The 19,444-nt window shown below is 69.7% G+C and carries 13 protein-coding genes; 5 read left to right on the forward strand and 8 right to left on the reverse strand.

Annotation, left to right across the window (positions count from 1 at the left end):
- Positions 1 to 21: 21 nt before the first annotated feature.
- The 3 genes from ACAG20_RS17005 to ACAG20_RS17015 form a co-directional block, all read right to left on the reverse strand.
- Positions 22 to 846 (reverse strand): SDR family NAD(P)-dependent oxidoreductase, encoded by an 825-nt coding sequence (locus ACAG20_RS17005; protein ID WP_370493400.1) that lies wholly within the window; start codon positions 844 to 846, stop codon positions 22 to 24.
- A gap of 151 nt (positions 847 to 997) precedes the next feature.
- Positions 998 to 4,711: a multifunctional oxoglutarate decarboxylase/oxoglutarate dehydrogenase thiamine pyrophosphate-binding subunit/dihydrolipoyllysine-residue succinyltransferase subunit gene (locus ACAG20_RS17010; protein WP_370493401.1), complete on the reverse strand. Its 3,714-nt coding sequence runs from the start codon at positions 4,709 to 4,711 to the stop codon at positions 998 to 1,000.
- A 119-nt stretch (positions 4,712 to 4,830) separates the two neighbouring features.
- Positions 4,831 to 5,613: a hypothetical protein gene (locus ACAG20_RS17015; RefSeq protein ID WP_112687714.1), complete on the reverse strand. Its 783-nt coding sequence runs from the start codon at positions 5,611 to 5,613 to the stop codon at positions 4,831 to 4,833.
- Between the two features lie 325 nt (positions 5,614 to 5,938).
- Here ACAG20_RS17015 and ACAG20_RS17020 point away from each other — a divergent pair, with 325 nt between their 5' ends.
- Positions 5,939 to 7,984 carry an MFS transporter gene (locus tag ACAG20_RS17020; RefSeq protein WP_370493415.1) on the forward strand — a complete coding sequence of 682 codons (2,046 nt, stop codon included), beginning with the start codon at positions 5,939 to 5,941 and terminating at the stop codon, positions 7,982 to 7,984.
- Positions 7,985 to 7,996: 12 nt separating this feature from the next.
- Here the strand turns inward: ACAG20_RS17020 and ACAG20_RS17025 are convergent, their stop codons facing one another.
- Complete coding sequence (locus ACAG20_RS17025) at positions 7,997 to 8,557, reverse strand: LppP/LprE family lipoprotein (protein ID WP_112687732.1); 561 nt, start codon at positions 8,555 to 8,557, stop codon at positions 7,997 to 7,999.
- A gap of 119 nt (positions 8,558 to 8,676) precedes the next feature.
- On the opposite strand from ACAG20_RS17025, the gene ACAG20_RS17030 reads away from it, so the two are divergent.
- Both ACAG20_RS17030 and ACAG20_RS17035 read left to right on the forward strand, forming a co-directional pair.
- Positions 8,677 to 10,422 (forward strand): DEAD/DEAH box helicase, encoded by a 1,746-nt coding sequence (locus ACAG20_RS17030; protein WP_370493402.1) that lies wholly within the window; start codon positions 8,677 to 8,679, stop codon positions 10,420 to 10,422.
- Positions 10,419 to 11,549: an acyltransferase gene (locus ACAG20_RS17035; RefSeq protein WP_112687718.1), complete on the forward strand. Its 1,131-nt coding sequence runs from the start codon at positions 10,419 to 10,421 to the stop codon at positions 11,547 to 11,549. Before ACAG20_RS17030 ends, ACAG20_RS17035 begins: the two co-directional genes overlap by 4 nt.
- 127 nt (positions 11,550 to 11,676) lie before the next feature.
- On the opposite strand, the gene ACAG20_RS17040 is transcribed toward ACAG20_RS17035, so the two are convergent.
- The 3 genes from ACAG20_RS17040 to ACAG20_RS17050 all read right to left on the reverse strand — a co-directional run bounded on the left by ACAG20_RS17040 (position 11,677) and on the right by ACAG20_RS17050 (position 14,960).
- The gene (locus ACAG20_RS17040; protein WP_112687720.1) at positions 11,677 to 12,279 is read right to left on the reverse strand and encodes a TetR/AcrR family transcriptional regulator; all 603 of its coding nucleotides are present in this window, start codon (positions 12,277 to 12,279) and stop codon (positions 11,677 to 11,679) included.
- Positions 12,279 to 13,502 (reverse strand): cytochrome P450, encoded by a 1,224-nt coding sequence (locus ACAG20_RS17045; protein WP_370493403.1) that lies wholly within the window; start codon positions 13,500 to 13,502, stop codon positions 12,279 to 12,281. Before ACAG20_RS17045 ends, ACAG20_RS17040 begins: the two co-directional genes overlap by 1 nt.
- 138 nt (positions 13,503 to 13,640) lie before the next feature.
- Positions 13,641 to 14,960: an FAD-binding oxidoreductase gene (locus ACAG20_RS17050; protein ID WP_370493416.1), complete on the reverse strand. Its 1,320-nt coding sequence runs from the start codon at positions 14,958 to 14,960 to the stop codon at positions 13,641 to 13,643.
- Between the two features lie 170 nt (positions 14,961 to 15,130).
- On the opposite strand from ACAG20_RS17050, the gene ACAG20_RS17055 reads away from it, so the two are divergent.
- Both ACAG20_RS17055 and ACAG20_RS17060 read left to right on the forward strand, forming a co-directional pair.
- Positions 15,131 to 15,949 carry a uracil-DNA glycosylase gene (locus tag ACAG20_RS17055; RefSeq protein ID WP_112687726.1) on the forward strand — a complete coding sequence of 273 codons (819 nt, stop codon included), beginning with the start codon at positions 15,131 to 15,133 and terminating at the stop codon, positions 15,947 to 15,949.
- Between the two features lie 21 nt (positions 15,950 to 15,970).
- Positions 15,971 to 17,002, forward strand: a complete 1,032-nt coding sequence (locus ACAG20_RS17060) for an LLM class flavin-dependent oxidoreductase (protein WP_370493404.1) — start codon at positions 15,971 to 15,973, stop codon at positions 17,000 to 17,002.
- A 52-nt stretch (positions 17,003 to 17,054) separates the two neighbouring features.
- On the opposite strand, the gene ACAG20_RS17065 is transcribed toward ACAG20_RS17060, so the two are convergent.
- Positions 17,055 to 19,444: PecA family PE domain-processing aspartic protease (locus tag ACAG20_RS17065; protein WP_370493405.1), on the reverse strand; the 2,390-nt coding region annotated here is incomplete at its 5' end.

Below are 19,444 nucleotides of genomic sequence, written 5' to 3' on the forward strand. Positions count from 1 at the left end.
AAAACGACCGGGCCGCGAACCCTACCGGGGCGCGAAACGGGGAATGACGAACGAGAACAGCCGCTGGTAGCGCGAGCCGGTGAGCCGCACGAGCAGGTCGAGTGCCCGCGCGTCGTTGCCGATGAGCACCCGGGCCCGGTTCTTGCTCACCCCGTCGAGGATCACCCGGGCGGCCTCTTCCGCACTGGTGGAGGCCAGCCGGCGGTCGAAGAAGTCGGCCATTGCCGCGTGGTCCACTCCTTCGACGGTGGTGGCGTTGCGGGCGATCGCGGTCTTGATGCCGCCGGGATGCACCGTGGTGACCTTGACCGGGTGCTTGGCGATGGCCATCTCCTGATGCAGCGCCTCGGTGAAGCCGCGGACAGCGAATTTGGCCGCGTTATAGGCGGCCTGGCCGGGCATCGACAGCAACCCGAACAGGCTGGAGATATTGATGACATGGCCGTCGCCGGAGGCGATCAGGTGCGGCAGGAAGGCTTTGGTGCCGTTGACCACACCCCAGAAGTCGACGTCCATCACCCGCTCGATGTCCTTGAACTCGCTGACCTCGACGTCGCCGCTGAACGCGATCCCGGCGTTGTTGTAAATCTGGTTGACCTTGCCGAAGTGGTCTTTGACCTCCTCGGCGTAGCCGATGAACACCTCGCGCTCGGTGACGTCGAGCCGGTCGGCCTTGACCCGCACGCCCAGCGCGGCCAACCGTTGCTCGGTTTGCGCCAGGCCTTCGGTGTCGACATCGCTGATCGCCAGCTGCGCGCCGGCGCGGGCCAGCTCGACGGCCAGCGCACGGCCGATCCCCGAGCCGGCGCCGGTGACGACGGCGACTTTCCCGGCGAATCCCTGCATGTGTCCTCCCCGCGGTCGGTTGCCCAACAGAGCCTATCCGGTACCGGCGGTACCGCCTTCAGCGCCCCGGCGAGCGTGCCGAGTTGTACGCGACACGCCGCGTTTCGACGTACAGACCCGCACGCTCGCGGGGAAGGGGGTCACCGAACGCTCAGCCGAACGCCTCGTCGATGATCTCCTGCTGCTCGACGGCGTGCACCTTCGACGAACCCGACGACGGCGCGGACATCGCCCGCCGCGAGATCCGTTTGATACCGGTGAGCTTCTCGGGCAGCAACTCCGGCAGCTCCAGGCCGAACCGGGGCCATGCCCCCTGGTTGGCCGGCTCCTCCTGCACCCAGAAGAACTGCTCGGCGTTGGGGTAGCGGTCCAAGGTGGCGGCCAGGCGCCGCTTGGGCAGCGGGGCCAGCTGCTCGACACGCACCAGCGCGATGTCCTCGCGGCCGTCCTTGGCCTTGCGGGCCGCCAACTCGTAGTACAGCTTGCCGCTGGTCAGCAGCACCCGGGTGACCTTGTTGCGGTCGCCCTCGCCGTCGCCGTAGGTGGGCTCTTCGAGCACCGAGCGGAACTTGACGTCGGTGAAGTCCTTGATGTCGCTGACCACCGCCTTGTTGCGCAGCATCGACTTCGGGGTGAACACGATCAGCGGCCGCTGGATCCCGTCGAGCGCATGCCGGCGCAGCAGATGGAAGTAGTTCGACGGAGTCGAGGGCATCGCGATGGTCATCGAGCCCTCCGCCCACAGCTGCAGGAAGCGCTCGATGCGCCCGGAGGTGTGGTCGGGGCCCTGGCCCTCATGGCCGTGCGGCAGCAGCAGCACGACGTTGGACAGCTGGCCCCACTTGGCCTCGCCGGAGCTGATGAACTCGTCGATGATCGACTGCGCGCCGTTGACGAAGTCGCCGAACTGCGCCTCCCACAGCACCATCGCCTCGGGGTTGCCGACGGTGTAGCCGTACTCGAAGCCGACCGCGGCGAACTCCGACAGCGGCGAGTCGTAGACCAGGAACTTGCCGCCGCTCGGGGTGCCGTCGGGGGTGGTGGCCAGCAGCTGCAACGGGCTGAACTCCGCGCCGTTGGTGTGGTCGATGATCACCGAGTGCCGCTGCGAGAAGGTGCCGCGGCGAGTGTCCTGTCCCGACAGCCGCACCAGCTTGCCCTCGGCCACCAGCGAACCCAGCGCCAGCAGTTCGGCGAACGCCCAGTCGACCTTGCCCTCGTAGGCCATCTCCTTGCGCCGCTCGAGCACCGGCAACACCCGCGGGTGCACGGTGAAGCCCTCGGGAATCGACATGAACGCCTCGCCGATGCGGGCCAGCATCGCCTTGTCCACCGCGGTGTTCAGCCCGCGCGGCACCTGCTGTTCGGACTCGACCGACTCGCTGGGCTGCGCGGCGTGCTTCTCCAGCTCACGGATCTCGTTGAACACCCGCTCCAGCTGGCCGTGGTAGTCGCGCAGTGCGTCCTCGGCCTCCTTCATCGAGATGTCGCCACGGCCGATCAGGTCTTCGGTGTAGCTCTTGCGCACGCCGCGCTTGGTGCCGATCACGTCGTACATGTAGGGGTTGGTCATCGAAGGGTCATCGCCCTCGTTGTGCCCGCGGCGGCGGTAGCACAGCATGTCGATGACGACGTCCTTGTGGAACTTCTGCCGGAAGTCCACCGCCAGCCGGGCCACCCAGTCGCATGCCTCCGGGTCGTCGCCGTTGACGTGGAAGATCGGCGCCCCGATCATCTTGGCGACATCGGTGCAGTACTCGCTGGAGCGGGAGTGGTCCGGTGCGGTGGTGAACCCGATCTGGTTGTTGACGATGATGTGGATGGTGCCGCCGACCCGGTAGCCCGGCAGCATCGCCATGTTCAGCGTCTCGGCCACCACACCCTGGCCGGCGAATGCGGCGTCGCCGTGCAGCATCATCGGGACCACCGAGAACGCCGGCCGTTCACCGTTGTCCGCGGAGCCGCGATCCAGCAGGTCCTGACGGGCCCGTACCAGTCCTTCCAGTACCGGGTCGACGGCCTCCAGGTGCGATGGGTTAGCCGTCAGCGAGACCTGAATATCGTTGTCGCCGAACATCTGCAGGTATACGCCGGTGGAGCCCAGGTGATACTTGACGTCGCCGGAACCGTGCGCCTCGGCCGGGTTGAGGTTGCCTTCGAACTCGGTGAAGATCTGCGAATAAGGCTTGCCGACGATGTTGGCCAGCACGTTGAGCCGGCCGCGGTGGGGCATACCGATGACCACCTCGTCGAGCCCGTACTCGGCGCACTGGTCGATCGCCGCGTCCATCATCGGGATCACCGACTCGGCGCCCTCCAGGCTGAACCGCTTCTGCCCGACGTACTTGGTCTGCAGGAAGCTCTCGAACGCCTCGGCAGCATTCAGCTTGCTCAGGATGTACTTCTGCTGCGCCACAGTCGGTTTGATGTGTTTGACCTCGACGCGCTCCTGCAGCCACTGCTGCTGTTCGGGCTCGAGGATGTGGGTGTACTCCACGCCGACGTGGCGGCAGTAGGCATCGCGCAGCACCGAGAGGATCTCGCGCAGCTTGCGGAAGTCGCCGCCGGGCAGGCCCTCGACCTTGAACTCCCGGTCCAGATCCCACAGCGTCAGACCGTGGGTCAGCACGTCAAGGTCGGGGTGGCTGCGGAACCGGGTGTTGTCCAGCCGCAGCGGGTCGACGTCGGCCATCAGGTGACCGCGGTTGCGGTAGGCGGCGATCAACTCGACGACGCGGGCGTTCTTGTCGACCACCGAGTCCGGGTTGTCGGTGCGCCACCGCACCGGCTCATAGGGGATGGACAGCTCGAAGAAGATCTCGTCCCAGAACGCGTCGGAGAGCAGCAACTCGTGCACGGTGCGCAGGAAGTCACCCGATTCCGCGCCCTGGATGATGCGGTGGTCATAGGTCGAGGTCAGCGTGATCAGCTTGCCCACCCCGAGTTCGGCGATGCGCTGCTCGCTGGCCCCCTGGAATTCGGCGGGATACTCCATGGCGCCGACGCCGATGATCGCCCCTTGGCCGGCCATCAGCCGGGGCACCGAGTGCACGGTGCCGATGGTTCCGGGGTTGGTCAGCGAGATCGTCACGCCGGCGAAGTCCTCGGCGGTCAGCTTGCCGTCACGGGCGCGGCGCACGATGTCTTCGTAGGCGGCGACGAACTGCGCGAAACGCAGCGACTCCGCCTCCTTGATACCGGCCACCACCAGGGAGCGCTTGCCGTCCTTGCCGTGCAGGTCGATCGCGAGCCCCAGATTGGTGTGTGCCGGAGTGACGGCGTTGGGCTTGCCGTCGATCTCGGCGAAGTGCCGGTTCATGTTGGGGAACTGCTTGACCGCCTGCACGAGCGCATACCCCAGCAGGTGGGTGAACGAGATCTTGCCGCCACGGGTGCGCTTGAGCTGGTTGTTGATGACGATGCGGTTGTCGATCATCAGCTTGGCCGGAATGGCACGCACGCTGGTGGCCGTGGGCACCGCCAGCGAGGTGGCCATGTTCTTGACCACCGCGGCGGCGGCCCCGCGCAACACCTGGACCTCGGCGTCGGCGGCCGGAGCGGGCGACTTCGACTGGGCGGGTTTGGCTGCCGGTGCGGGCTTCGCCTCGGCGGCCGGCGCGGGCTTGGCTGGGGCCGCCGGCGCGGGCTTGGCCGGGGCGGGGGTCGCAGGTTTCGGGGCGGACTGGGCGGGCCGGGCAGCGGGGGTCGGTTCGGCGGGCATGGGCGAGCCGTCAGCGCCGGGCTTGTAGTCGACCAGGAACTCGTGCCAGCTCGGGTCCACCGAGGAGGGATCGTCGCGGAATTTGCGGTACATCTCCTCGACTAGCCATTCGTTCTGACCGAAGGGTGAACTCATACCGCTCACGACAGTTACTCGCCTCTATTCCTGTATTCCCGATCATCCGGTCGGGCGCCCGACCGGTGCCCGCCTGCCTGCATAAAGGCTAGCCCCTTCACGTTATTCCGCCACCGGTGTTCGATTGATCACGCCGACGGTTGCGCAGGGCTTACGTCGTCGTCGGGCAGGGCCGGCAGCAGGTGCAACGTGACCGGCCAGCGGTCGGCGGCCGGACCGAACGCCTGGCGGGCGTTTCCGACGATCTTCTTGCCGATGAAGCGGTTGCCGATCGCCCCGATCACCGCGCCCAGCCCGACCGGCAGCAGCTTGCCGAACGCCAGCGCGCCCCGCCGCAGGGTGAAGCGCTTGACGAAGTACCGCAGCAACCGCGAGTTGAGCTCCGACACCGCCGGCAGCGGCAGCGCCGCCGTCCCCTGGGCGAGCCAGGCGCCGTTGGTGCGGCCCGAGCCGAGCAGGTCGGCCATGGCGCCCTTGCCCTGGTCGCCGACCAGCACCGCCAACACCAGGGCGCGCCGCCGTTCCCGATTGTCGACGGGAATGCCGTGCACCTCCGCCACGCACAGCACGAAGAACGCGGTGGCCTCCAGGAAGACGGCGGTCTCGACGGCGACCGCCGACAGCGCGAGCAGGGTGCCGATCGCCGGGACCGCCGCCGTGGCTCCCACGGCGGCACCGGTGGCCGTCGCCGCGGCCAGGTAACGCCGCTCCAGCTTCTTCACCACTTGCGCCGGACCGACACCGGGATCACGGTGGCGCAGCCGCTCGACGTAGGCGCGCACCGCCGGGCCCTGCACCCTCTCGCTGCTCTCGATGACCCGCGACAACACCCGGGCCGTCATGCCGGGCTTCTCACCGCCGGGGGCCGGCGCCGGCTCCTGCGCCGACCGCCGTCGCCGAAAGATGCCCATGGTTGCCTCCCATTCCGACTCCGTAGTTGTTCAGGCTAACGTTCCGGTGGGGGTTTACCCGCTGCAACGGGCCGCTAGCCGTTCGCCAGCGAATCAGGGCACCGGCGCTGCGAGTTGTTCAAGGCAACTTCGGTCCGTAGCGTCGCATGGGGTGGCTCCAGCCCGGAACCGCAGAGCGCAGCGAGGGGAGGGGCGGCGCTTGAGCGCTACGAGCAGCCGGACTCGCCCCGGCGACCAATCGAGACGCCCCGGTGGTGTGCGTTTCACGATTCCGCGACCGGTCGGTCGGGGGGATTCGGCCAATCCGTGGAACGCGTTGTGGGCGATGATGCTCGGGTTCTTCGTGATCCTGGTGGATTCCACGATCGTGGCCGTCGCCAACCCCAGCATCATGGCGGCGCTCGACGTCGGCTACGACACGGTGATCTGGGTTACCAGCGCCTACCTGCTGGGGTACGCGGTGCCGCTGCTGGTTACCGGTCGGCTCGGCGATCAGTTCGGCCCGAAGAATCTCTACCTGGCCGGGCTGGCGGTGTTCACCGGCGCCTCACTGTGGTGCGGTCTGGCCGGCGGGATCGACATGTTGATCACGGCGCGCGCGGTGCAGGGGATCGGGGCCGCGCTGTTGACGCCGCAGACCCTGACGGTGATCACCCGGACATTTCCCGCCGACCGCCGCGGCATGGCGATGAGCGTGTGGGGAGCGACGGCCGGGGTGGCGACGCTGATCGGGCCGCTGGCGGGCGGGGCGCTGGTCGACGGGCTGGGCTGGGAGTGGATCTTCTTCGTCAATGTGCCGGTCGGTGTGCTCGGCTTGGTCCTGGCATACGTGCTCATCCCCGACCTGCCGGTGCACCGACATCGATTCGACCTGATCGGGGTGGCGCTGTCGGGAATCGGCATGTTCCTGCTCGTCTTCGCGCTCCAGGAGGGCGAGTCACAGAGCTGGGCGCCCTGGATCTGGGCGCTGATCGTGGGGGGCGTCGGCTGCCTGGCGCTGTTCGTGTACTGGCAGGTGGTCACCGGAGGCGAGCCGCTGATCCCGTTGCACATCTTTCGTGACCTCGACTTCGGCCTGGCCAACATCGGGGTAGCCGTCATCGGCTTCGCGGCGACCGCGATGGTGCTGCCGGTGATGTTCTACGCGCAGGCGGTGTGCGGCATGTCGCCGACGCGTGCGGCGCTGCTGACCGCACCGATGGCCATCGCCAGCGGGGTACTGGCCCCCGTCGTCGGCACGATCGTCGACCGGGCCCACCCCCGCACGATGGTCGGGTTCGGCTTCTCGACGCTGGCCATCGCGCTGACCTGGCTGTCGATCGAGATGACGCCGGTCACCCCGGTCTGGCGGCTGCTGTTGCCGTTCACGGCCGTCGGTATCGGAATGGCGTTCATCTGGTCGCCGCTGGCTGCGACGGCCACCCGCAACCTTCCGCCGCACCTGGCCGGCGCCGGCTCCGGGGTCTACAACGCAACCCGGCAGGTCGGGGCGGTGCTGGGCAGCGCCGCCATGGCGGCGTTCATGACGTCGCGGATCTCCACCAATCTGCCGCCGATGCCGGGTGGTCTGCACCCGGGGTCCGGTAACCGGAACCTGCCTGATTTCCTGCACGAGCCGTTCGCGGCGGCGATGTCGGAGTCGACGCTGCTACCGGCGTTCGTCGTGCTGTTCGGCGTGGTCGCGGCGCTGTTCATGGTGGGCTTCGTCATCGCGCCGGCTCGCCGGACGCCCCGCCCGGTCGCGGATCTCGACGACGATGACCTCGATTGCGACGATTTTGGCGATGTGGAAGACCTCGACGAACCCGCTGACCGCCGCCGGGATTCGGATGTCCCCGTCCTGGAGCGCGTCAGCCTGCCGCGTCACTTCGCGGCGTTCAGCACCCCCCGCAGCGACGAAGCCGACGACGTCGCGGCAGCCGATGAAGTCGGCGACGACGATGAGCCGACCGAGCTGATCCCGGTCGTCGTCCCGAGTCAGCGGGATATCCGCCCGGCATCGCGCCGCCCCGGCCGGCACGACGCACACCAGGTGGCCTGGTCTGTCCGGCCTGTGCGGTCGGCCCGGCCGGTCCGGCGCGACGTCCGCCCGCCGGTCCGGCATGACGACCCGGCCACCGAGCCGCTGACCGTCGAAATTCCGCCGGTAACCGTCCGGCCGCGGGATGAGGATGCAACACCGCTGCAGCACAACGGATTTCATGTCGGTACCGGACGGCGCTACCGTCGGGCCGGCAACGGGGAGCCGGTGCCGGATGTGCTGGCCAAGTTCGGGATCACCGGCAGACGCCCGAGGCGTCGCAACCGGCACTACCGGGACGACGCCGACGACACCGACGAACTCGTGAGGTACTCCCACCGCGACGATTGATCGCGCCGCCGCCTATCGGGTGGTGTTGCCGATGATCTCGACGCCGGTGCCGTTCCAGTGGAACTTCACCAGGCCGGTCAACCCGGCGATGCCGCTGGCGTTCTTCAGGGCCACCGTGTCGGCGGTGCAGTGCGCGAGGTCGATTCCGCTGAACCCGTAGGTGTCCGGTACCGATTGCGGAAGGAACACGCCGCGGTGAAACAGCACGGCACGCGTGCTCGGTTTCTCGGCGTTGGTGTTGGCCTTCACGATCACCGCGGACAGGTCGGCGCACTCGCTGTAGTTGCCGGCCAGCGGTTCCGGGCTCCAGGGCTGGCCGCTGCGCGGGTCCTTGGGCAGCTCCGAGACGGCCTTGGCGATCGCCGGGGCGGCCAGGTCGACTGCGCACGGGTCGGCCGGCGCCGGGCTGCCGGCCGGTGTCGACGTGGTGACGGGCGGCGCAGCCGTGGCGGTGGGACTGGTGTTCTGCGGGGTCTTGGCGACGGTCGAATCGCCCGAACCGCAGCCGGCCAGCAGCGCCGCGGACAGTGCGCCCAGGCCGGCGAACAGTCCTAACGGTCTTGCGGCAAACACATCGGGCACCGTACCGGTGCGCGGCCGAGAACTCCGGGAGGCGCGGCCGACCGGCGTCGGCGGCTGCGGATCAAGGGTGGCGAATGGCCGGCCCGGTTGGCCGTAGACTGCTAAGCGTCATGACCTCGCCTGATGCCCCCGCCGAGCCGATCCCGGACTCGCCGGCCCCGCCCGCAGACGCACCTGATACGACGTTCGCCGACCTGCAGATACACCCTTCGGTGCTGCAGGCCGTCGTCGACGTCGGCTACGAGACGCCATCGGCGATTCAGGCCGCCACCATCCCGGCGCTATTGGCGGGCTCCGACGTGGTCGGGCTGGCGCAGACCGGCACCGGAAAGACCGCGGCGTTCGCCATCCCGATCCTGTCGCGCATCGACACCGCCAGCAAGGCCACCCAGGCGCTGGTGCTGGCGCCCACCCGGGAGCTGGCCCTGCAGGTCGCCGAGGCGTTCGGGCGCTACGGCTCGCACCTGCCGCGCGTCAACGTGCTGCCGATCTACGGCGGCGCGTCCTACACCGTGCAGCTGTCCGGGCTGCGACGCGGCGCCCAGGTGGTGGTCGGCACCCCGGGCCGGGTCATCGACCACCTGGAGCGCGGCAGCCTGGACCTGTCGCACCTGGATTACCTGGTGCTCGACGAGGCCGACGAGATGCTGCAGATGGGTTTCGCCGAGGACGTCGAGCGCATCCTGGCCGACACTCCGGAGTACAAGCAGGTGGCGCTGTTCTCCGCGACGATGCCCCCGGCGATCCGCCGGATCACCACGCGCTATCTGCACGACCCGGTCGAGGTCACCGTCGAGGCGAAAACCACCACGGCGGAGAACATCTCGCAGCGCTACATCGAGGTCGCCGGCCCGCGCAAGATGGACGCGCTGACGCGGGTGCTCGAGGTGGAGACGTTCGAGGCGATGATCGTGTTCGTGCGCACCAAGCAGGCCACCGAGGAGGTCGCCGAAAAGCTGCGCGCCCGCGGGTTTGCCGCCGCGGCGATCAACGGTGACATCGCTCAGGCGCAGCGCGAGCGGACCATCGCGTCGCTCAAGAGCGGCAATATCGACATCCTGGTGGCCACCGATGTCGCCGCCCGCGGCCTGGACGTCGAACGCATCTCGCACGTGGTGAACTACGACATCCCGCACGACACCGAGGCCTACGTGCACCGCATCGGCCGCACCGGGCGGGCCGGTCGGTCAGGGACCGCGCTGCTGTTCGTCAGCCCGCGGGAACGTCACCTGCTCAAGGCGATCGAGCGGGCGACCCGCCAGAAGCTCACCGAGGCGACGCTGCCCACCGTCGAGGACGTCAACGCCCAGCGGGTGGCGAAGTTCGCCGACTCGATCACCGCCACCCTCGGTGCGGACGGCACCGACCTGTTTCGCAGCCTGATCGAGGAGTACAGCCGGGAACACAACGTGCCGATGGCCGACATCGCCGCCGCGTTGGCGTTGCAGTCGCGCGACGGGGAGGAGTTCCTGATGGCGCCGGAACCGCCTGCGCGAGAACGCCGGTCACGCGACAAGTCCGAGCGACCCGACCGCAAGAGCGACCGCAAGGGTCCGCCCAAGGAGGGATTCGCCACCTATCGGATCGCGGTGGGCAAGCGCCACAAGGTCAATCCGGGCGCGATCGTGGGGGCGCTGGCCAACGAGGGCGGGCTCAACCGCAGCGACTTCGGCCACATCAGCATCCGGGTGGACCACTCGCTGGTGGAACTGCCCGCCAAGCTGTCGGGCAAGACGCTCAAGGCGCTGGAGCAGACCCGCATCCAGGGTCAGTTGATCAACTTGCGCCGGGACCGGCCGTCCGGCAAACCCGCCCGCCACGGCGACGGGGGGACGCACCGGAAACGGATGGGATGACGCTGCCGAAAGAGGAGGTGGCCCAAGGCGGGCTCGAACAGGTCGCCCACGTCGATCGGGTCGCCTCGCTGACCGGTGTGCGCGCGGTGGCCGCCATCCTGGTCGTCGGCACCCATGCGGCCTACACCACCGGCAAATACACCCACGGCTATGCGGGCCTGCTGGGTTCCCGGATGGAGATCGGTGTGCCGATCTTCTTCGTGCTCTCCGGTTTCCTGTTGTTCCGGCCCTGGGTGCGGGCCACCGCATTCGATCGCCCCGATCCGTCGGTGCGGCGCTACGCCTGGCGCCGGGTGCGGCGCATCATGCCCGCCTACGTCGTGACCGTGGTACTGGCCTACCTGATCTATCACTTCCGCACCGCCGGCCCGAACCCCGGCCACACCTGGATCGGCCTGCTGCGCAATCTGACGCTGACCCAGATCTACACCGACAACTACATGTTCGGCTATCTGCACCAGGGCCTGACCCAGATGTGGAGCCTGGCGGTGGAGGTCGCCTTCTATGCGGTGCTGCCCGGGCTGGCCTACCTCACGCTGGTGTGGCTGTGCCGGCGACAGTGGCGGCCGGTGCGACTGCTGGCGGCGCTGACGGCGTTGGCGTTGATCAGCCCGGCGTGGCTGGTGCTGGTGCACACCACCGACTTCCTGCCCGACGGCGCGCGGCTGTGGCTGCCGACCTACCTGCTGTGGTTCCTGGGCGGCATGGCGTTGGCGGTACTGCAGGCCATGGGGGTGCGCTGCTACGGCTTCGTCGCGATCCCGTTGGCGCTCATCTGCTATCTGATCGCGTCCACCCCGCTGGCCGGCGAGCCCACCACCTCACCGGCCGGGCTGTCGGAGGCGCTGGTCAAGGCGGTGTTCTACACCGCGATCGCCACCCTGGCGGTGGCGCCGCTGGCGCTGGGCAACGAAGGCTGGTACGCGCGGCTGCTGGCCAGCCGGCCGATGGTGTGGCTGGGGGAGATCTCGTATGAGATCTTCCTGGTCCACCTGGTGCTCATGGAGGTGGTGATGGTGGAAGTGCTGCGGGCCCCGGTCTACACCGGTTCGATGCTGAACCTGTTCGTGCTCACCATGATGGTCACCATCCCGGTGTCGTGGCTGCTGCACCGGTTCACCCGGTGAAGTCCTGAGCCGGGTTCCCGGCGGACCTCCGGAGCGGACTCATGGAGGCAGTTGCCCACCTTTGAGCGACAAATCGCACCTGCGCGCGCACGCCCCCGCGGTTGTCGCTCAAAGGCGGACAACGCTGCTATTTCCCTGAGCTAGCCCGCGCCGATCGGAGCCGGTCCGGCGCAACGACGACCGGGACCACGAACTGCGCCAGCATCGCCCGCTCATCCTCGGCGTCGCGTCCCGGAAAGCTCAGCAGCGACGTCATCACCCGCACCACCCAACGGGCACGCTGCTCGGTCTCGGCGTCCTTGCCGCCCAATCCCGACAGGAACGTTGTGACCATCACGGTGATGACGTCGGATCGTTCGGCCATGGCGGTGCCGATCGGCGGCCCGGTCTCGGCGAACCACGACGCCAGTGCCGGGTTGCCGCGCACCAGCGCCAGCGACTCGGTGATCCCGGTGACCAGCCGCTGTGCCGGGTCGTCGACGCCGTCGAGGCGTTCGGTGAGTTCGTGGTAGAGCGCGTTGGCCCAGCGGTGCACGTAGGCGGTGTGCAGCGCGTCACGGCTCTCGAAGTAGCGGTACAGTGTGGCGCGGGAACACCCTGCGGCGCGGGCGATTTCGTTCATGCCCACCGAGCCGGGGTCGTGCTCGGCGAACAGCCTCTCGGCCGCGTCGAGAATCTTCTCGGCGGCCAGTTCACCGCGCTGATCCGACAGCCAGGACCGTCCGGCCATCACGCCCCCGTGGTGAACGGCACCGTCAGCGGTCGGCGCACGTAACTGCCTCCAGCCCAACGGATCCCGGATTCGTCGACGGTGAACTCCGGGCAGCGGGCTAGCAATTCCTCCAGCGCCACCCGCGCCTGCATGCGTGCGGCCTGGTTGCCGATGCAGTGGTGGGCGCCGTAGCCGAAGGTGAGGATCTGGCGGGGCTTGCGCAGCACGTCGAGTTCGCCGGCGGTCGGCCCGAACTGTTGCTCGTCGCGGTTGGCCGAGCCGTACAGCAGCAGCGCCCGGCGCCCGGCCGGGATGGTGGTGTCGCCGATCGCGACGTCGCGGGTGGCGGTACGCGCCAGGCCCTGCACCGGCGAGGTCATCCGCAGCAGTTCCTCGACGGCCTCGTTGATCAACGACGGGTCGTCGATCAGCAGCCGGCGCTGGTCGGGATGGCGATGCAGCAATTGCGCTGAGCCGCCCAGCATTCCGGTGGTGGTGTCGTTGCCGCCGGTGACCATGGTGAAGGCGAACGCCAGGATCGCGAAGACCCCGGCGTCGTCGCCCGGAGCGCCCATGCCCGCGGCGACCAGATGCGAGATGATGTCCTCTTCCTGCTCGGTGCGGCGCCGCTCGATCAGCCCGCTGAAGTAGGTCATCATCTCGATCACGGCGTCACCGGCCGAGGCGACCCCGTCTTCGCTGACGGTGGCCGCGACGATCGCATCGGTCCAGCGATCGAACTGGGCGCGGTCGGCCTGCGGCACGCCGAGGAAGTGCGCGACGACCATCGACGGCAGCGGTTTGAACAGTTCGGCGACGATGTCTTGGGTACCGCCGGCGGCGCGAAGGCGTTCGAGGCGCTCGACGACGAACTCGCGGACCTGCGACTCCAGCCGCTTGACGTGGGCAGGAGTGAACGCGCGCGCCACCAGTTTGCGGAACTCGGTGTGCCGCGGCGGATCCTGCATCACCATCGGCGGGTTGTCCGTCAGGCCGATCATCTCCAGGTCGTTGTAGTTGATCGTCAGGCCCTTGGCCGAGGAGAACGACTCGTGATCGGCGGCGGCCGCCCAGACGTCGGCGTGCCGGGACAGCACGTAGTAGTCCTGGTCGGGGTGGCCGTCGGGGATCACGTGGTGGACCGGGTCGTGCTCGCGCAGCGCGGCGTACATCGGGTAGGGATTCGGCCACGTCTCGGCATTGCACGGCACGAACTTCGGACGAGACATCATTGTCGTCATGTCTCATTGGTACGACACAGCAGTCAGGATGTCAATCAATTCTCCCGCGAAAGTGCGTGTCCCCGGTCGACACGCCGAGCGAAATCCCGGAAATGCGCACGCTCGCCGCGGTGGTTGGCACGGCTGAACAGGAAGTGATCAGATCCCGGAGCCGGGGTTGAGGATGTTCAACGGATCCAGTGCCGCCTTGACCCGCTGATTGAGTGCCATCGCGTCCGGGCCCAGTTGCCGGGCCAGCCACGGCCGCTTCAGCCGCCCGACGCCGTGTTCGCCGGTGATGGTGCCGCCCAATGACAGCGCCAGATCCATGATCTCGCCGTAGGCGGCCTCGGCGCGCTGTACGTGGTCGGGGTCGTTCGGATCGTGGACGATCAGCGGGTGGGTGTTGCCGTCGCCGGCGTGCGCGATCACCGAGATCATCAGCCGGCGGTCGGCGGCGATCTGTTCGATGCCGGTGATCAGCTCGGCCAGCCGGGGCAGCGGCACCCCGACGTCCTCGAGCAGCAGCGGCCCCTTGGCCTCCACCGCCGGGATGCAGAACCGCCGGGCCGCGATGAAGCCTTCGGCCTCGACCGGATCGTCGGTGGAGAACACCTCCTTGGCGCCGTGTTCGGAGAACACCCGGGCCATCAGCTCGATGTCCTCCGCGCCGGCGTGGCCCCGTTCGTCGGAGCCGGCCACCAGCATGGCGGCGGCGTCGCGGTCCAGCCCCATCCGCAGCTGGTCCTCCACGGCATTGATCGCCGCGGCGTCCATGAACTCCAGCATCGACGGGCGCAGCCGTCCGGAGACGTCGAGGACCGCGTCGGCGGCGGCGGCCACCGACTCGAACGTGGCCACCACCACCGCGGACTTCGGCTGGGCCGGCAGCAGCCGCAGGGTCACCTCGGTGATCACCCCGAGGGTGCCCTCGCTGCCGACGAACAGTTTGGTCAGTGACAGCCCGGCGACGTCTTTCAGGCGCGGCCCGCCCAGTCGCACCGCGGTGCCGTCGGCCAGCACCACCTGCAGGCCCAGCACGTAGTCGGTGGTGACGCCGTATTTGACGCAGCACAGCCCGCCGGCGTTGGTGGCGATGTTGCCGCCGATGCTGCAGATCTCGAACGACGACGGGTCCGGGGGATACCACAGCCCGTGTTCGGCGACGGCCTTCTTCACCTCGGCGTTGAACAGGCCGGGCTGGCAGACCGCGGTGCGGGTGACGAGGTCGACGGTGATGTCGCGCATCTTCTCGGTGCTCAGCACGATCCCGCCGTCGATCGCGGTCGCGCCGCCGGACAGACCGGTGCCCGCACCCCGGGTCACCACCGGCACCCGGTGCTCGGTGGCCCACCGCATAACCGTCTGCACGTCCTCGGTGCGTAGCGGGCGCACCACCGCCAGCGGCGAGCCGGCCAACGGGTCCAGCGCGTTGTCCTGGCGGTACCCGGCGGTGATCGCGGGGTCGGTGACCACCATTGCGTCGGGCAGGTCGGCGATCAACTGGGCCAGGGCATCCACGCAGGTCATCCTACGGAGCGTTGCCGCAGCGCGACCTGGCGAACCGGCCGCGAACTGCGGGCGACCGCCCAACAGCTGTCTAGCTGACCCGCTTCTCGCCGGCGATCGGCCGGCGGCAGGATGGTGTCATGCTCGCCCACCCGCGCACCGGTCAGCTCTTCGACTCCCCGGTGCATCCGGGTACCGGCTGGCCCGGTGACCCGGCCACCCCGGAGACGCCGCAGGCCGCCGATGCCGCCCGGGTGGCCCGGCTGGCCGGCCAAACCGAGACGATCGCCGAACTGGATGCGCTGATCAGCGTGTGCCGGGCCTGCCCGCGGCTGGTGAGCTGGCGCGAGGAGGTGGCTGTCGCCAAGCGGAAATCGTTTGCCGACCAACCCTATTGGGGGCGCCCGGTGCCCGGCTGGGGATCATCGACACCGCAGCTCGTCATCGTCGGTCTGGCGCCGGCCGCCAACGGCGCGAACCGCACCGGGCGGATGTTCACCGGCGACCGCTCCGGCGACCAGCTCTACGCCGCATTGCACCGCGCCGGGCTGGTCAACCAACCGACCAGCGTCGATGCCGCCGACGGCTTGCAGGCCAACAAGATCCGGATCATCGCCCCGGTGCGCTGCGCCCCGCCGGACAACGCGCCGACGACCACCGAGCGCAACACCTGTGCGCCGTGGATCGACACCGAATGGCGGCTGATCGCCCCGCATGTGCGGGTGATGGTCGCGCTCGGCGGCTTCGCCTGGCAGATAGCGCTGCGGGTGGCCACCGATCAGCCGCCCAAACCTAAACCGAAATTCGGCCACGGCGCGCTCGCCGAACTCAGCCCGACGCTGCGGTTGCTGGGCTGCTATCACCCCAGCCAGCAGAACATGTTCACCGGCAGGCTCACCCCGGCGATGCTCGACGACATCTTCGGGCGGGCGGCTGAGCTGGCGGGACTATCCGGTTGAGCCGCCGCGTTCACTATCAACATGCGCCTATCTGTTCTTGACCTCGTCCCCGTCCGCACCGACCAGTCCACCGCCGACGCGCTGGCCGCCACGGTGCGGCTGGCGCAGGCCGCCGACCGGCTCGGTTTCACCCGGTATTGGGTGGCCGAGCACCACAACATGCCCTCGGTCGGTGCCACCAGCCCGCCGGTGTTGCTGGCCTACCTGGCCGCGCAGACCGCGCGGGTGCGGCTGGGCTCGGGCGGGGTGATGCTGCCCAACCATGCCCCGCTGGCCGTCGCCGAGCAGTTCGCGCTACTCGAGGCCGCCGCGCCGGGGCGGGTCGACCTGGGCATCGGGCGGGCGCCGGGTTCGGATCCGGTCACCTCGTTCATGCTGCGCGGTGCTAACGATGAACGCGAAATCGCGAACTTCCCCGACTATCTCGATCAGGTGCGGGCGATGATGAGCAGTCGCGGCGTGCAGGTGCAACTGCGCGACGGCGATTATCTGCTCAAGGCCACCCCGGCCGCGGTGACCGAGCCGCAGCTGTGGCTGTTGGGATCGAGCATGTACTCGGCGCGGCTGGCCGCGGCCAAGGGCCTGCCGTACGTGTTCGCCCACCACTTCTCCGGTCACGGCACCGAGGAGGCGCTGGCCTACTACCGGGAGCACTTCACCGCCAGCGAGGTGTGCTCCGAGCCGACGACCTTCCTGACCGTGAACGCCTCGGTTGCCGAAACCCGGGAGGAGGCAACGGCGTTGATGCTGCCGAACCTTCAGATGATGGCCCGGTTGCGGACCGGCCGGCCGCTGGGTGCGGTCGACCTGGTCGAGGACGCGCAGGCCGCGGTGGTCTCCGATGCCGAGCAGCGCATCGTCGACGGCGGGCTGCGGCGCGCGGTCGTCGGCGCACCGGCCGAGGCCGCCGACCAGCTCAGGGCGCTGGCCGCGCACTTCGACGTCGACGAGGTGATGATCAACCCGGTGGCGTCGGCGCGCCGCGGCACCGATCCGGCCACCTCGCCCGGGCGCGAGCTGACCTGCGAGCTGCTCGCCAAGGAGCTGTTCTAACCGGCGGTTCAGCGAGGCTCGACGGAGGAGAGGCGAAGCTGGGACCGCCGCATTAACCGCTGAAGATCGTCGACCCGAAACCGCTGGGCCGGTAGTCGATGTAGATCGGGTTCTCCGAGAACGGGAAGTAGCCGCTGTTCATCGAGGTGTTCGACCACACCCATGGGCTGTTGGACGAGGTGGTCGTGTAGGAGTACAGCAGGGTCTGGCCGTCGGCGGTGAACACCGAGATCTCGGTGCCAGCCGGCAGGCGCGAGCCGATGCCGGCACTGGGAACCAGCCACTGCGGGACACTGCCGAACATGCCACCGGAGTCGATCGACGTGGAAACCGGCTGCGGCACACCGCCGTTGATCGACACCATGGTGTCGACGAACGGTGAACCGGGCACCGACAGCTCCGGGTCCAGCTGGTTGGGGCCGAACACCACCTCGCCGCGGGTGGCGTCGATGAGCACACCCTGGTTCAGGGCACCCGGCAGCGCCGAGATGATCGTCGAGGTCCCGGAGAAACCGTTGTTCGGCCCGATACCCAGCACCCCGACGATGTTGTACTGGTTGAAGTACTGCGTCATCAGCGCCGTCGACGACGGGTCGACGATATTGACCGCGGTGGGATCGGTGACCAGTTCCTCGAAACAGGTGCCCGCCTTGTCGCAGAACCCGACCGTGGTGTCGTAGGTGGTGTAGTTGTAGGACTGGCCGCCCAGGCCGGCGTAGCTTGCGCTGCCGGAGAAGACCGAGTCGCCCAGGCCCTGACTGTTGCCCAGGATCGTCAACCCGGTGGAACCGGTGTCGAGCTGGACCGGCACCGGCGGGCCGCCGTTGATCGAGATGTAGACGATCGGGCTGATCCCACCGCTTTGCAGATACAGCGGGATGGTCGCGTTGACCGGGCCGTCGGGCCCGCCGTCGCTCCCGTCGGCGGCGGTCCCCGAGCCGGCGCCGCCGCTGCCGCCGGCCCCATTGGCCCCGTTGCTGCCGACCGGTCCGCCGTCCCCACCGGTGCCGCCGTCGCCGCCGTCGCCTCCCGCGGCGCCGGCCCCGCCGGCGGCCACACTGCCCCCAGCGCCCCCGGCGCCGCCGTCACCGGCCGCCCCGCCGTGCACGTTGGTGGAGGCCAGCGTGGTGTCGCCGCCGTGACCGCCGTCGCCGCCGCTGCCGCCCGCGCCGGCGTTGCCGCCGGTGCCCGCGTGGGCACCCGAACCGCCGGCCCCGCCGGAACCGGCATTGCCGCCCGCTCCGCCGTCGCCGCCGTCTCCACCGCTGGAACCCTGTGAGTAGAAGCTGCCGGCGGCGTCGCCGCCGTGCGCCCCGGCACCGCCTACGCCGCCGTTGCCACCGTTGCCGCCGTTGAACCCGGCATCGCCGACACCGCCGGTCCCGCCGGCTCCTGCCGCTCCGCCGTCCCCGCCGGCACCGCCGATCCCGACCGGTGCCCGGTTGATTCCGGGCTGGGCGAAGGAGCCCGATCCGGGGGCGCCGCCGTCGCCGGCCGCCCCACCGTTGCCGCCGTTGCCGCCGGTGCCACCCGAACTGGCCACCCCGCTGCCGCCGGTGCCACCGCCGCCGCCGGTCCCGCCGCTGCCCCCGGCACCGCCGTCGCCGTTGGTGCCGAACCGGCCGTGCTCGCCCAGAGCGGCGTTGCCCTGGTAGGACGAGCCGCCCGCACCACCGGAGCCGCCGGCCCCGCCGTGGCCGCCGTCGAATCCGTTGCCGCCGCCGGAGGCGCCGTTGTCGCCGAGCCCGCCATTGCCGCCCACGCCGCCGGCCCCGCCGTCGCCGCCGCTGCCGTACTGGACGTTGTTGGCGACGTCCAGGGTGGCGATGCCGTTGCCGCCACCGTTGCCGCCGGCCCCGCCCGCGCCGCCGGCACCGCCGTTGCCCGTGCCGGGGCCATGGGCGCTGACGCTGCTGCCGCCCGCCCCGCCTGCCCCACCGGCCCCGCCGTTGCCGCCGCTGCCGGGCAGCGTGGCGCTGGGGGGAAGCTGCGATTGGTCGAGCCCGCGGCCGCCGTCGCCGGCCGAACCGCCGGCCCCGCCCGCCCCGCCGTTGCCGTCGCCCAGCGAGTTGCCGCCGTTGCCGCCGGCGCCGCCGTTGCCACCGTCACCGGCATTGCCGCCGTTGGTAGCGGCGACACCGTGTGCGCCGGTGGCGCCGTTACCGCCGTTGCCGCCGGCCCCGCCGTCGCCGTGCAGGCTGCCGGTGCCGCCGTCGCCGCCCTTGCCGCCGTCGGTGCCGGGCAGAGCGTTCGGGTCGGATGCCGCGTCGTAGCCGTCGCCGCCCGCGCCGCCGTCTCCGGCGCGCCCGGTCGGTGCCGCCCCGGCGGCCCCGTGGAGTCCCTGGCTGGAGCCCGTCCCGCCGGCGCCGCCCTGGCCGCCGGCGCCGATGAGGCCGCCGTCGCCGCCGCGGCCGCCGTCGGGATTGCTCGCGTCGCCGTGGC

Origin of the sequence: Mycobacterium sp. pW045 (assembly GCF_041287085.1) — a bacterium.
GTDB classification, from domain to species: domain Bacteria; phylum Actinomycetota; class Actinomycetes; order Mycobacteriales; family Mycobacteriaceae; genus Mycobacterium; species Mycobacterium algericum_A.

Excerpts from the sequence above, each read along its gene's own strand:
- ACAG20_RS17045 (WP_370493403.1), bottom strand. The coding sequence starts at position 13,502 with ATGACGACAATGATGTCTCGTCCGAAGTTCGTGCCGTGCAATGCCGAG.
- ACAG20_RS17060 (WP_370493404.1), top strand. The coding sequence starts at position 15,971 with ATGCGCCTATCTGTTCTTGACCTCGTCCCCGTCCGCACCGACCAGTCC.
- ACAG20_RS17040 (WP_112687720.1), bottom strand. The coding sequence starts at position 12,279 with ATGGCCGGACGGTCCTGGCTGTCGGATCAGCGCGGTGAACTGGCCGCC.
- ACAG20_RS17015 (WP_112687714.1), bottom strand. The coding sequence starts at position 5,613 with ATGGGCATCTTTCGGCGACGGCGGTCGGCGCAGGAGCCGGCGCCGGCC.
- ACAG20_RS17055 (WP_112687726.1), top strand. The coding sequence starts at position 15,131 with ATGCTCGCCCACCCGCGCACCGGTCAGCTCTTCGACTCCCCGGTGCAT.
- ACAG20_RS17030 (WP_370493402.1), top strand. The coding sequence starts at position 8,677 with ATGACCTCGCCTGATGCCCCCGCCGAGCCGATCCCGGACTCGCCGGCC.
- ACAG20_RS17005 (WP_370493400.1), bottom strand. The coding sequence starts at position 846 with ATGCAGGGATTCGCCGGGAAAGTCGCCGTCGTCACCGGCGCCGGCTCG.
- ACAG20_RS17050 (WP_370493416.1), bottom strand. The coding sequence starts at position 14,960 with ATGGTGGTCACCGACCCCGCGATCACCGCCGGGTACCGCCAGGACAAC.
- ACAG20_RS17020 (WP_370493415.1), top strand. The coding sequence starts at position 5,939 with ATGATGCTCGGGTTCTTCGTGATCCTGGTGGATTCCACGATCGTGGCC.
- ACAG20_RS17035 (WP_112687718.1), top strand. The coding sequence starts at position 10,419 with ATGACGCTGCCGAAAGAGGAGGTGGCCCAAGGCGGGCTCGAACAGGTC.